This is a genomic window from Arthrobacter woluwensis (assembly GCF_030816155.1).
GTDB classification, from domain to species: domain Bacteria; phylum Actinomycetota; class Actinomycetes; order Actinomycetales; family Micrococcaceae; genus Arthrobacter_E; species Arthrobacter_E woluwensis_A.
In genome coordinates this window covers 2,494,841-2,506,633 of record NZ_JAUSXR010000001.1, presented here as the reverse complement: position 1 = coordinate 2,506,633, position 11,793 = coordinate 2,494,841, and the positions used below count along the sequence as shown (strand labels likewise).

Genomic DNA, 11,793 nt, shown 5'->3' with positions numbered 1-11,793 from the left:
CACCACCCTCCCGAAAGGAACAGCCATGAAAGTCCGCAATTCGCTGCGCGCCCTGAAGAAGATCCCCGGAGCCCAGGTGGTCCGGCGGCGCGGCAGGACGTTCGTGATCAACAAGAAGAATCCGCGGTTCAAGGCCCGGCAGGGCTGACTCCGCCACGGCCTGGCGTCCATGGACGCCAGGCCGTGCAGTTTAATGAGCGCATGGCGATCTTGAACAAGGACATGACCCTCTGCATCTCCCTGGCGGCACGGCCCAGCAACATCGGGACCCGTTTCCACAACTACCTCTACGAGAAGCTCGGGCTGAACTTCGTCTACAAGGCGTTCGCCCCGGCCGATCTGGCTGCCGCGGTGCAGGGTATCCGTGGCCTGCCGATCCGTGGCGCCGCCGTGTCCATGCCGTACAAGGAGGCCGTGATCCCGCTGGTCGATCACCTTGCGCCGTCGGCCGCCGCGATCGACTCGGTCAACACGATCGTCAATGACGGCGGCGTCCTGACCGCCTACAACACCGACTACCAGGCCGTGGAGCGGCTCCTCGCTGAGAACCGCGTCGACAGCGGGCTGTCCGTCATGCTCCGCGGCTCCGGCGGCATGGCGAAAGCCGTGGTCGCCGCCTTCCGGGACGCCGGCTTCCGCAAGGTCACCGTCGTCGCGCGCAACGAGGAGAAGGGCCGCGCCCTCGCCGGGCTGTACGGCTTCGCCTGGCAGGCCGACGACGACGGCGGCCGCCTCGCGGACGGGACGCAGGCCCAGGTGCTGGTCAACGTCACCCCGCTCGGCATGAGCGGCGCCGAGGAGGACGCGCTGTCCTTCCCGCAGTCGGCGATCGAAGCGGCCGAGCTGGTGTTCGACGTCGTCGCCATGCCGTCCGACACGCCTTTGCTGAAGGCTGCCCGCGCCGCCGGCAAGCCCGTGATCACGGGCGCTGAGGTGGCGTCGATCCAGGCGGAGGAGCAGTTCGTGCTGTACACCGGCGTGCGTCCGGATGCGGAGCTGGTCCGCGAGGCGAGCGAGTTCTCCCGCCGCGAGGCCTGACAAGCCGCCTGCCGCAAGCCCTTCAAAACTCCTGTGCAGTCCTGTCCGGAACCCTTGGCGGCTCATCACTAAACCGTTATAGTTCCTGGCAGCGGCGCAGCGCTGCGCCGCCAGCGACCTGAAGGGCGGTATCTGAATGTCCAGTTCCAGCATGACCAGCAGGCGAACCTTCCTCACCGTGGGCGGAGCGGGCCTGGCCGGAGTGCTCGGCCTCGCAACGGCTCCCGCGGCCTCGGCAGCAGGTGGTGCCTCGGCGGGGGTCCATCCCGCCATGGCACCGGCGGGCGCCCCCGTGCCGGGCAGCGGGGGCATCCCGGCCGGGCCGTCCACCTTCGGGTGGAATCCCCGGGACCTGCTCGACTTCGACCCCGCGACCACCCCCTGGGGGCGGCATCTGCGGTGTCTCCTGCCGCGGGCTGAACGCATCGCGCCGTTCGCGCCGACGCAGGCCCACCCCGACCTCGACCCGGCCGTCCAGCTGTCCACCCTGACGATCGACGACGCCGGCTCGGTCTACGAAGGGCGGAACCAGGCGATCGGCCAGGAACCGTATGTGTACACGCAGCGGTACTGGCCGTACATCGACATCTGGGGGACCTGGCACGGGCAGGTGCTCGCCTCCGTGCCGGATGACGTGGTGAAGAACCCGTCCGCCCCGGGCCGCGATTACGGCGTCATCGACATCCCGAACCCCGGATGGACCGAGGCTGCGCACAAGAATGGCGCCCGCGCCATCGGCGGCTGGTTCTGGCCCCGCAGCACCACGGCGTTCGACGAGTTCCTCGTGCAGCGCGCCGACGGCGGTTTCCCGGTGGGGGACAAGATCGTGGAGCTGAAGCAGTACTTCGGCTTCGACGGGCTCTTCATCAACCAGGAGGCCTCGATCACCAAGGCCCAGGTGGGCAAGCTGTTCGAGCTCTTCCGGTACATCAAGTCGATCGACCCGGACTTCTATCTGCAGTACTACGATGCGGTGCTGCCGGACAGCGGCGTCCTGGACTACCAGAACGAACTCAACGCCCGGAACCTGCCCTCGCTCGGCACGCCGGGGGACCGCGCCGTCGACTCCATCTTCATCAACTACGACTGGCCGCGCGTGGACCCGGGCCTGCGGAACAGCGCAGCAGCGGTCAAGGCCGCCGGATTCGACCCCCGCGAGGTCGGTTTCGCCGGGGTGGAGCACCAGAAGGGCGGCTTCCGACCGATGGAGTGCTTCGGGGACCTGGCAGCGCCGGGGAAGCCCGGCCCGCTGTCGGTCGCGCTCTTCGTGGACAGCGAGTTCTGGCTGGACGCCGCCCATCGCGGCGAGGTCCATGACCCGGAGGGCCGGGCGCGGTACCGCGATCTGGAGCAGAAGTTCTGGTCCGGACCCACCGGGAATCCGGCGGAATCGGGCCGGCTGGAGCCGCGGAAGCCTCCGTACCGCAACGATGTGCTGAACTACCGGCAATGGGACGGCATCGCCCATTCCGTGGTCGAGCGGTCACCGTACGGTGCGCTGCCGATCGTGCACTCGTTCAACGTGGGCGTCGGGTCGTCGTTCAGCGTCGGGGGACGGACGGTCAGCTCGCGGGGCTGGGACAACCAGGGCATCGCCGACCCCTCGCTCAGCTGGCAGTACTGGACGGAGGGCCGGCTCGCCGTCGCGCTGGACGAGACCGCCTCCTACGACAGCGGCCACAGCCTCTCCGTCTCCGGCACGGGCGTGCTGCATCTCTTCAAGACCGATCTTCGCCAGAGCCGTGCAGTGCAGGTGGAAGTCGTCGCGAGCCCCGGCCTCTCACTGGAGGTGGGTGTCACCCGCCGGTCGCGGCCGGGCCGCATCGAGTGGCGGCCTCTCACGCGCGACGGCGGTGCCTCCACTCCGTGGGCGCCGCACCGCGGTGTCATCCCGGCCGACCGCGACGCCGTCGTGCGGCTCTCGCTGCGGATCAGCGGCACGGGACGACTCGGACGCCTGAGCTTCCGCGAGTCGGGGGCTGCGACGGCGCCCGCCGCGGTGCGTGGCCTGGCGGTCCGGACGGTCGGTGGCGGCACGGACGTGGAACTCACCTGGACCCTCGGCAGCGGCGCGACCGCGTATGACGTGTTCCAGGGGGACTTGTGGCTCGGGCGGACGCACCGGGACGCGTTCTTCTCTCCGGCGGTGGACCTGGCTTCGGGCCGGACGTTCTCCGTGGTGCCGATCTCCTCTGCGGGAGTCCGCGGGCCGGCCACTCGGGTCACACTCGCGTGATTCGGTGCCCTGATGCGCTGTTCGCGGGCACGGCGACCCGTGGACAGCGCGTCAGGGCCGGCCCGTCGTTTCGGACCGGGTGCCGGGCCCGCCGTCCGCCCGCTCAGCCCCGTTCGACCGGTTCCACCACGATCACCACGCGGTCCTGGCCGATCCTGGTCAGGACCAGCGTGGCGTGGTTCCCGCCCTTGCGCGGCTTGCCCGGCAGGAGGAGCTTCCGGAGTTCCTCGGGCGTGACGGCGGTGCCGCGCTTCTTGATGTCGAGGCTGCTCACGTCGTGGGCCTTGACCCAGTTCCGGAGCGCCTTGACGTTGTACGGCATGGTCTCGAGGATGCGGTAGCTCCGAGCGAACGGCGTTGCAAGAGCCTGCTCACTTGCAAGGTAGGCGATCTGGGGATCGAGGAAGTGTGCCCCGACCTGTTCCGCCAGGTCCGAGACGAGTCCGGCACGGATGACGGCCCCATCTGGTTCGTGGAGGAAGCCCTCCACCGGGCCGGTCTGCGCCTCCGGGCTCTCGCCGAACTCCGTCCCGGAGGTGAGCTCCACCCGGCCCGCGGGTGTCATCAGGAGCGCCGAGCGCCGGACGCCCTCCCGCGCGAGGGTGTTGAACCAGAGGGTGACCTCCGTGACGTCGCCGTCCACGGACACCCACTCGGCCTCGCAGCCCGCCGGGATCGATTCGTGGGGCATGCCCGGGCCGAACTTCACGCCCACGGCCTTCCCCTCCGCGGCGAGGCGCTCCACGAAGGACAGGGGAGGGGAGAACGCTTCGGGGTCCCACAGCCTGGCCGAGCCGGACGTAGAGACCTCCCGGCGCGCGGGATCCAGCCACACGCCGTCGTACTCCGCCAGGTCCAGCGTGGTGGCGTCCGTGTGCAGCACGCGCGCCTCCGGGAAGGACCGCAGGTTCACGGCGGCGCAGGCGGCGGTCTCCTCGTCCCGCTCGACGGCGGTGACGTCGAGGTCCAGGGACGCCAGGGCCAGCGCGTCGGAGCCGAGGCCGCAGCCGAGGTCGATCACGCGCGCCACTCCGGCCCGGCGGTACCGTTCGGCGTGCAAGGCCGCGACATTGAGCCGCGTGGCCTGTTCCAGCCCGGCCTGGGTGAAGAGCATGTCCTGCGCGAACGGCCCGAACTTCGCCTCGGCCTTCGCCCGCAGCCGGCTCTGGGTCAGCAGGGCGGCGACCAGGGCCGGATCATGTCCCTCTTTACGGAGCCGGAGGTTCTGCGCCAGAGCGTCCTTCTCGGAGTAAGGTTCCAGTGAGTTCAGCAGGGAGAAGGCCTCGGCAGTGAGCAGGGGCGCGATCTGGCCGTCGGGGGTGGGCATGGTTCCAGCCTAGTGCGCGGGCCGACGGCGGAAGAGCAGGGAGCGGAGCGGGCGTCCAGCCATGGCCGGTAGGCTGGCAGTATGAGCGCCCACCAGCCCAGATCATCCGCCTCGAGCTCCCGGAAGGTGCTGGTGGCCCTGCTCGGCGAGTATTCGCGGGCCCTGCTGATCGTGGGTGTCGTGGTGCTCCTGGTGGCCTTCGCCGTCCTGGGCGTGCTGTGGGTCCTCGACACGTTCAATGCCGCCGTGTACTCCGTGGACGGCAAGAACATCGCCGACGCCACCGAGGAAGCGAAGGGTTTGCGGGAGATCTACTCGCCGGTACGTGCCGGGGCCTGGGTGGTCCTCATCCTCGCCGCCGTGTTCGCCGCGCTCGGCGCCGTCGGTCTCTATCTCAACCGGGACAACCGTCCCAAGGGCCAGGATCCGGAGCAGGGCGACCTGGGCGTCGAGGACATCCTCGACTGACCGTGTCCCGGCGTAGCGCCGAACGTAGCGCCGAACGTCGAGGCGGATGTGTTCCGCCGATGACGAATAGTTGGCACTCGCCTTGACCGAGTGCTAACGCATCCCTACAGTTGCTATTAGCACTCGTACCCCTCGGGTGCTAAGCCCAAGGTTGCTGCCGGCACCGCGACGACGGTTGGCACCGCGGCTGAAGACGTAAGAAATCTCATGCAAAGGAGAGATCGTGTCGGTCTCCATCAAGCCTCTTGAGGATCGTATTGTCATCCGCCAGCTCGCCGCTGAAGTGACCACCGCTTCCGGCCTGGTCATCCCGGACTCCGCTCAGGAGAAGCCGCAGGAAGGCGAAGTCGTGGCCGTTGGCCCCGGCCGCGTGGACGACAATGGCAACCGTGTTCCGATCGACGTTGCCGTGGGCGATGTCGTGCTGTACTCCAAGTACGGCGGCACCGAGGTCAAGGCCGGCGGTGAGGAGTACCTCGTGCTGTCCTCCCGCGATGTCCTGGCGATCATCGTCAAGTAACGCCCCTACAGCTCATGTAGCGCAGATCCCCGCACCATGACCGGGTGCCCGGCCTGGCCGGTGCTCCCTGTCGGTGACGGGGATCTGCTCTTGAAAGGACACTCATGGCAAAGCAACTGGCGTTCGACGACGCCGCACGCCGCGCGCTCGAGGCCGGTATCGACAAGCTGGCCAACACGGTCAAGGTCACCCTCGGCCCGCGCGGCCGCAACGTCGTGCTGGACAAGAAGTGGGGCGCCCCCACCATCACGAACGATGGTGTGACCATCGCCCGTGAAGTCGAACTGGACGACCCGTACGAGAACCTTGGCGCACAGCTCGCCAAGGAGGTCGCCACCAAGACCAACGACGTGGCCGGCGATGGCACCACCACCGCCACCGTCCTGGCCCAGGCCCTCGTCAAGGAAGGCCTCCGCAACGTGGCCGCCGGCGCAGCCCCGGGCGAGATCAAGCGTGGCATCGAGACCGCGGTGGAAGCCGTGGCCGACCGCCTCCTGGAGAACGCCCGCGAAGTGGAGGGCAACCACGTCGCGAACGTGGCCGCCATCTCCGCGCAGTCCGAGGAGATCGGCGAGCTGCTCGCCGAGGCCTTCGGCAAGGTCGGCAAGGATGGTGTCATCACCATCGAAGAGTCCTCCACCACCCAGACCGAACTGGTCCTCACCGAGGGCATGCAGTTCGACAAGGGTTACCTGTCCCCGTACTTCATCACAGACCAGGATCGCCAGGAGGCCGTCCTGGAGGACGCCTTCATCCTGATCAACCAGGGCAAGATCTCCAGCCTTCAGGACCTGCTTCCCCTGCTGGAGAAGACCCTGCAGGCCAACAAGCCGCTCTTCGTGATCGCTGAGGACGTCGACGGCGAGGCTCTGTCCACGCTGATCGTCAACCGCCTGCGCGGCACCCTGAACGTGGTCGCCGTCAAGGCTCCGGGCTTCGGCGATCGCCGCAAGGCCATGCTGCAGGACATCGCGATCCTGACCGGCGCCCAGGTCATCTCCCCGGAGCTGGGCCTGAGCCTGGACCAGGTGGGCCTCGAGGTGCTCGGCACCGCCCGTCGCATCACGGTCACCAAGGACTCCACCACGATCGTTGACGGCGCCGGCACGGCCGACGACGTCGCCTCGCGGGTGGCTCAGCTGCGTGCCGAGCTGGAGCGCACGGACTCCGAGTGGGACCGTGAGAAGCTCCAGGAGCGTCTGGCGAAGCTCGCCGGCGGCATCGGCGTCATCAAGGTCGGCGCCGCCACCGAGGTGGAGCTCAAGGAGAAGAAGCACCGCATCGAGGACGCCGTGTCCTCCACGCGTGCCGCTCTCGAAGAGGGCATCGTCTCCGGCGGTGGTTCCGCTCTGATCCACGCTCTCAAGGCGCTGGATGAGAGCCCGGCCGTCGCCGCCCTGCAGGGTGACGCCGCCGCTGCGGTGGGCATCGTCCGCCGCGCTCTGGCCCAGCCGCTGCGCTGGATCGCCCAGAACGCCGGATTCGACGGCTTCGTGGTGGTCTCCAAGGTCTCCGAGCTGGAGAACAACCACGGCTTCAACGCCAAGACCGGCGAGTACCAGAACCTCATCGAGGCCGGCGTCATTGACCCGGTCAAGGTGACCCGTTCGGCTCTGCGCAACGCGGCCTCCATCGCCGCGCTCGTTCTGACCACGGAGACCCTGGTCGCCGAGAAGCCCTCCGACGAGGACGAGCACGCAGGTCACCAGCACTGACCCGTCTCTGACACGGAAAGGCCCGGATCCCCCCAATGGATCCGGGCCTTTCGTGTTTTCAGGGCAGGCTCGGCGCCGGCGGCCGGACTCAGCGGCCGGGTGTGGCGCTCGGATATAGCTCCATTTCAGGCCGGTGGAAGTCGACCAGATCAGGGTCTTGTTCAACGAGTGCGTCTTCAAAGGGGTCCCATCCGTACTTCGCCACGAAGTTTGCCTCGTTGGAGGTGATGGGTACCAGCCAGACAATTGCAATGTCGCCGTCATCGCCGGGGTACGTCGCGAAATCGACAGGGAAGTAGCTTGGCATGGTGACGTACAGTGCGGTCAGCTCTGACCCTGGTACGAGTGCCCCCGCCGGACCTATCACCGATCCTCGCAGCAGCGCTTGATGAGTCGTAAGTACCATCGAAGCAACCTGGTGAATAAAACCAGCTGGAAGATCCGGCTGCATAGACTTTGGGGCAAGCATCAAGAGTTCTTGACGGATCGTCTGGTCGGACGACGTTGTTGCCAACGAGTGTCTGCTCAAGCCGATTGTCGAATAGCCGACAGAATCTTCGTCAGACCCGCCGGTGAACTGAGCGATCTGATAGGGCATCTCAGCCCCGTCTGGATCGACGGACCATCCTGCCTCGATCATGCCCAGAGTGCGCTCAAAATGTCCGATGAGACCAGGGACGGCAGGGCCTGAATCAAGCGTCATTGTTTTCTCCTTGGCGGTTACAGAGAGCGCACTCCACGATCACACCATGATTTCGGCTTGAGGGGTCTGCGTTCGGTTCAGGGGTCGGGCCTCAGCGGCCGGATGTGGCGCTCGGCTTCGGACCTGGAGTGACCGCCGACGACGGCGCGGGGGAGTGCGGCGCGGACGTCGCGCCGGTGCCGGGCACGGTGCCGCCCGGTGTTGTCGGGCCGGGCGCAGTTGGGCTGGGCGCGGGGCTCATGCCCGGGGCCGCGGCTCCGGACGTGCTCCGCGGCGCCACGACCCACGGACCGGGATCCTCCGCCGGCGCCAGATCGATCGGGATGCTGGACCCGTCGTTGGTGAAGAACCGGACGTTCTCCAGGCGCGTGCCGTCCGGGCCGTAGACGAAGAACGGTCCCACGACCGAGCCGTTGTGGCAGACCCCGTCGAACAGGGTGCACGGTCCGCCGGCGGGGATGTACCCGGTGTACTCTTCGGTGCTGTTCGCCACCGAGATCGCCATGGGGACCGTCAGGAGAGACGCGATGACCGTGACCACATTGGTGATCGTCCGCAGCCGGGCAGGCCAGTGCCCGGGCCGGAGGACCCTGGTGCTCCAACTGACGCTCAGCACCACGCAGAGGATGAAGAACGCCCACGTCAGCGGCCCGTGCGGGAAGACGAAACGGGGGATGCCCGATCCCCACGCCGATGCGATGATCTGATACACCGTCCAGGCCCGGACCACCCACCAGAGCGGTCGCAGCAGGACGAGGAAATCCCAGGTGGCCCGGACGAGGGGGTATCGGTCCGCGGCGAGGCGGAGCTTGGTGACGGCCTCGCGGTATGTGGCGGTGAAGCCACGCGCCGCGCCGGACCGGCCCTCGGTCCTGGGGGCGAGTCCGGCGGACGTCCGCAGCTCCGCCGCGTACGAGGCCGGCGACTCCAGCGGCGCCGTCCCGGACTCACGGAACTGCTCCAGGAGGTCGGCGTCGAGGCCTTCGGTCAGCTCGTCGACGTCGTGCTTCGGCAGGTCGCCGAGCTCGCGGCGGACGGCCGCGGCGTAGTCGGCGATGGCTGCCGGAACGCCCGTGATTCCTGTGGTGCTCATTCCGTCTCCTGGGTGGTTTCGGTGGTGCGGGTGCCGGGGAGCGGACCCCCGGAGATCAGCAGGTCCATGCTGCGCGAGAAGTCCTGCCATCCTTTGGCCTGGACCTCCAGCAGGGCTTTGCCCTGCGCATTGATGCCGTAGTACTTCCGGTGCGGGCCCCCGTCGGAGGGCACGACATAGCTGCTGAGCGCGCCCCCGTTGTAGAGGCGGCGCAGCGTGCCGTACACCGAGGCGTCCCCGACCTCTTCGAGTCCCGCCGCACGGAGCCGTCGGACGACGTCGTACCCGTAGCCGTCCTCACGGTCCAGCACGGCCAGGACCGCCAGGTCCAGGACGCCTTTGAGCAACTGCGTGGTTTCCACGGATTCCCCCTTTCCGACCTCATGGATCGTCCACGGATCTTCTGCACACGACACTACTACGCAATGCACACTAGTCAAGAGTGCGGAGTAGACCAGCGGGTCCCGAGGAGGCACATAGCCGGCGCACAGGCTAGAATGTAACGATGAGATAACGCTCCGACGGCTGGATAGGTATGCTCACCGCGACGATGAAGAACGCCCTCACACGGCTCTCTGGAGGCACGGCTCGCACGGCCGGCCCCTCGAGCCCTGACGCGACTCGTTCCGCGGGCGCGGCGCGTTCTTTCCGTCCTGAGATCCAGGGGCTCCGCGCTCTCGCGGTCCTGATGGTCGTCACGTATCACGTCTGGTTCGGGCGCGTGTCTGGAGGCGTGGACGCATTCCTGCTGATCTCCGCCTTCCTGATGACGCTGCAGTTCACGCGGCGCTTCGAACGGGGACAGCGGGTCAGCCTGCCGAAGCACTACCTCCATGTCTTCCAGAGGCTCCTGCCTGCCGCCGTCCTCGTGATCGTGGTGGTGCTCCTGGCCGTCCGGTTCCTGGTGCCCGCCACGCGCTGGGCCGACATCATCGGCCAGGGCCTCGCCTCGCTGTTCTATGTGGAGAACTGGGCCCTCCAGGCGCAGTCCGTGGACTACTACGCCCCGGACCATTCGCTGGCCAGCCCCTTCCAGCACTTCTGGTCGCTGTCCATCCAGGGGCAGATCTTCATCCTGTGGCCTCTGATCTTCGTGCTCTGCGGAATCCTGGCGCGGAAGTTCGGCTGGAACTACCGCGCGGTGCTGATCCCGGTGTTCTCCCTGGTGTTCGTGGCGTCCTTCGTCTTCTCGGTGCAGTACACCGCGAGCCATCAGGCGCTGGCGTACTTCGACACCTTCGCCAGGATGTGGGAGTTCGCGCTGGGCACCCTGCTGGCGCTGGTCCTGCCGTACCTCAACTTCCCGCGCGCCGTGCGGATCGTGCTGGGCTGGGCCGGCGTGGCCGCCATGCTGAGCTGCGGCTTCATCCTCGACGTCCAGGGCGCCTTCCCCGGCTATGTCGCCCTGTGGCCTACCCTCGCGGTGTCCGCGGTGCTGGTCGCCGGCGCCACGGAATCCCGGGTGGGGGTCGACCGGATCCTCAGCTCCAAGACTCTGGCGCGGCTCGGCGGGAACTCCTACGCGCTGTACCTCTGGCACTGGCCGGTGCTGACCCTCGCCCTGGTGGTGGCCGATCGCGAATCCGCCGGCTTCCTGTTGGGCCTGGGCATCATCGTCTTCTCCCTCGCCGCCGCGGTCCTCACCACGCGCTTCGTGGAGAAGCCGCTGCGCAGCTGGAACTGGGTCGAGCGCCGCACGCGCAACGCCGTGGTCGCGACGGTGACGCTCGTGATGTGCGCCGCCGTGCCGCTGACCGCCTGGCGGGTCGACTACAAAGCGAAGTCCATGACGCCCGTGAGCGTCTCCACCGCCACCAACCCGGGCGCCACCAGCCTGGAGCCCGGCTATGTCCCGGAGGAGCAGTCCGCCAGCGCCGTCGTGCCTCAGCCGGAGCGCGTCGGCAGTGACTGGTCCACGCTGGAGGGCGGCTGCGAGGGCGCTTTCAGCCCGAGCCAGGGCGACGAGGTCATCCGCAACTGCGCCCTGCAGCCTGCCGAGGGGACCGCTTCCAAGACCGTTCTGGTGGTGGGCCACTCCCATGCCCAGCAGATGCTCGCCGCGATCAAGCCCCTGGCGGCACAGCAGAACTGGAACCTCATCGCCGATGTGAAGGGCGGCTGCCCGTACTCCGCCGTGGAGCCCACGGGCAACGAGGAGTGCGACGCGTTCAACGCGGATCTGCGCCAGTACATCAAGCAGCTCAAGCCGGATCTCGTCATCACGATGGCCACCCAGTCCACCCCGGACTCCCCGGATGAGCAGCTGAGCACCGGGTTCGAGAGCACGGCCCGTGACCTCGGCGAGCAGGGCATCAAGGTGGTCGGATTGCGGGACAACCCCCGCTCCTCCAAGAACCTCGCGGAGTGCGCGCTGGTCAAGGGCGTCGACAACCCGGCCTGTGTGATGCAGCGGGATCAGGTCCTGCCGGCGGTGCCCGTGTACGCGCCGCTCGAGCCGGTCCTGAAGAACACCACCTTCATCGACCTCAGCGACTACATCTGCCTGCCCACCACGTGCCCGCCGGTGGTGGGGAAGGTGCGGGTGTTCCTGGATTCTAACCATCTCACCGAGACGTTCGTGGACACGCTCGCGGCGCCGTTCGCCTCGGAGTTCACCCGGCTCATCAAGTGGTGAAGCTCACTCGCGTCCGGAGGAACAGCGGCCCCTCTCGTCGCGTTTAGAATTAATCAAC

Annotated in this window: 11 protein-coding genes; 7 read left to right on the top strand and 4 right to left on the bottom strand. The window is 67.9% G+C overall.

The features are described from left to right. Nucleotides 1-25 precede the first annotated feature (25 nt). The 3 genes from ykgO (at nucleotide 26) to QFZ52_RS11390 (ending at nucleotide 3,274) form a co-directional block, all read left to right on the top strand. Nucleotides 26-148 carry a type B 50S ribosomal protein L36 gene (gene ykgO / locus QFZ52_RS11400; protein ID WP_287902055.1) on the top strand — a complete coding sequence of 41 codons (123 nt, stop codon included), beginning with the start codon at nucleotides 26-28 and terminating at the stop codon, nucleotides 146-148. A 53-nt stretch (nucleotides 149-201) separates the two neighbouring features. Continuing rightward, the gene (locus QFZ52_RS11395; protein WP_307497728.1) at nucleotides 202-1,038 is read left to right on the top strand and encodes a shikimate 5-dehydrogenase; all 837 of its coding nucleotides are present in this window, start codon (nucleotides 202-204) and stop codon (nucleotides 1,036-1,038) included. 151 nt (nucleotides 1,039-1,189) lie between these two features. Beyond that, nucleotides 1,190-3,274: an endo-beta-N-acetylglucosaminidase gene (locus tag QFZ52_RS11390; RefSeq protein WP_307497727.1), complete on the top strand. Its 2,085-nt coding sequence runs from the start codon at nucleotides 1,190-1,192 to the stop codon at nucleotides 3,272-3,274. A gap of 103 nt (nucleotides 3,275-3,377) precedes the next feature. On the opposite strand, the gene QFZ52_RS11385 is transcribed toward QFZ52_RS11390, so the two are convergent. Continuing rightward, nucleotides 3,378-4,601, bottom strand: coding sequence for a class I SAM-dependent methyltransferase (locus QFZ52_RS11385; protein WP_307497726.1), 1,224 nt, complete (start codon nucleotides 4,599-4,601; stop codon nucleotides 3,378-3,380). Between the two features lie 81 nt (nucleotides 4,602-4,682). On the opposite strand from QFZ52_RS11385, the gene QFZ52_RS11380 reads away from it, so the two are divergent. The 3 genes from QFZ52_RS11380 (at nucleotide 4,683) to groL (ending at nucleotide 7,304) form a co-directional block, all read left to right on the top strand. Continuing rightward, complete coding sequence (locus QFZ52_RS11380) at nucleotides 4,683-5,069, top strand: hypothetical protein (protein ID WP_144627767.1); 387 nt, start codon at nucleotides 4,683-4,685, stop codon at nucleotides 5,067-5,069. A 223-nt stretch (nucleotides 5,070-5,292) separates the two neighbouring features. Continuing rightward, nucleotides 5,293-5,589, top strand: a complete 297-nt coding sequence (groES, locus tag QFZ52_RS11375; RefSeq protein WP_066211406.1) for a co-chaperone GroES — start codon at nucleotides 5,293-5,295, stop codon at nucleotides 5,587-5,589. A 104-nt stretch (nucleotides 5,590-5,693) separates the two neighbouring features. Further along, the gene (gene groL / locus QFZ52_RS11370; RefSeq protein WP_066211404.1) at nucleotides 5,694-7,304 is read left to right on the top strand and encodes a chaperonin GroEL; all 1,611 of its coding nucleotides are present in this window, start codon (nucleotides 5,694-5,696) and stop codon (nucleotides 7,302-7,304) included. Between the two features lie 88 nt (nucleotides 7,305-7,392). Here groL and QFZ52_RS11365 read toward each other — a convergent pair whose 3' ends face one another. From QFZ52_RS11365 to QFZ52_RS11355, 3 genes are all read right to left on the bottom strand, one after another. After that, nucleotides 7,393-8,007 (bottom strand): suppressor of fused domain protein, encoded by a 615-nt coding sequence (locus tag QFZ52_RS11365; RefSeq protein ID WP_307497725.1) that lies wholly within the window; start codon nucleotides 8,005-8,007, stop codon nucleotides 7,393-7,395. Between the two features lie 91 nt (nucleotides 8,008-8,098). Further along, entirely contained in the window at nucleotides 8,099-9,100 is a 1,002-nt protein-coding gene (locus QFZ52_RS11360) for a hypothetical protein (protein ID WP_307497724.1), read from the bottom strand. Continuing rightward, on the bottom strand, nucleotides 9,097-9,462 hold the full coding sequence (locus tag QFZ52_RS11355; protein WP_307497723.1) for a PadR family transcriptional regulator: 366 nt from the start codon (nucleotides 9,460-9,462) through the stop codon (nucleotides 9,097-9,099). Before QFZ52_RS11355 ends, QFZ52_RS11360 begins: the two co-directional genes overlap by 4 nt. A gap of 173 nt (nucleotides 9,463-9,635) precedes the next feature. Between QFZ52_RS11355 and QFZ52_RS11350 the strand changes: the two genes are divergently transcribed. After that, nucleotides 9,636-11,735, top strand: coding sequence for an acyltransferase family protein (locus QFZ52_RS11350; RefSeq protein ID WP_307497722.1), 2,100 nt, complete (start codon nucleotides 9,636-9,638; stop codon nucleotides 11,733-11,735). The last annotated feature ends 58 nt before the right edge of the window (nucleotides 11,736-11,793 follow it).

What these genes read in the sequence shown, in the direction of transcription:
- groL (WP_066211404.1), top strand. Translation starts at nt 5,694, where the DNA reads ATGGCAAAGCAACTGGCGTTCGACGACGCCGCACGCCGCGCGCTCGAG.
- QFZ52_RS11365 (WP_307497725.1), bottom strand. Translation starts at nt 8,007, where the DNA reads ATGACGCTTGATTCAGGCCCTGCCGTCCCTGGTCTCATCGGACATTTT.
- QFZ52_RS11395 (WP_307497728.1), top strand. Translation starts at nt 202, where the DNA reads ATGGCGATCTTGAACAAGGACATGACCCTCTGCATCTCCCTGGCGGCA.
- QFZ52_RS11385 (WP_307497726.1), bottom strand. Translation starts at nt 4,601, where the DNA reads ATGCCCACCCCCGACGGCCAGATCGCGCCCCTGCTCACTGCCGAGGCC.
- ykgO (WP_287902055.1), top strand. Translation starts at nt 26, where the DNA reads ATGAAAGTCCGCAATTCGCTGCGCGCCCTGAAGAAGATCCCCGGAGCC.
- QFZ52_RS11350 (WP_307497722.1), top strand. Translation starts at nt 9,636, where the DNA reads ATGCTCACCGCGACGATGAAGAACGCCCTCACACGGCTCTCTGGAGGC.
- QFZ52_RS11390 (WP_307497727.1), top strand. Translation starts at nt 1,190, where the DNA reads ATGACCAGCAGGCGAACCTTCCTCACCGTGGGCGGAGCGGGCCTGGCC.
- QFZ52_RS11380 (WP_144627767.1), top strand. Translation starts at nt 4,683, where the DNA reads ATGAGCGCCCACCAGCCCAGATCATCCGCCTCGAGCTCCCGGAAGGTG.
- QFZ52_RS11360 (WP_307497724.1), bottom strand. Translation starts at nt 9,100, where the DNA reads ATGAGCACCACAGGAATCACGGGCGTTCCGGCAGCCATCGCCGACTAC.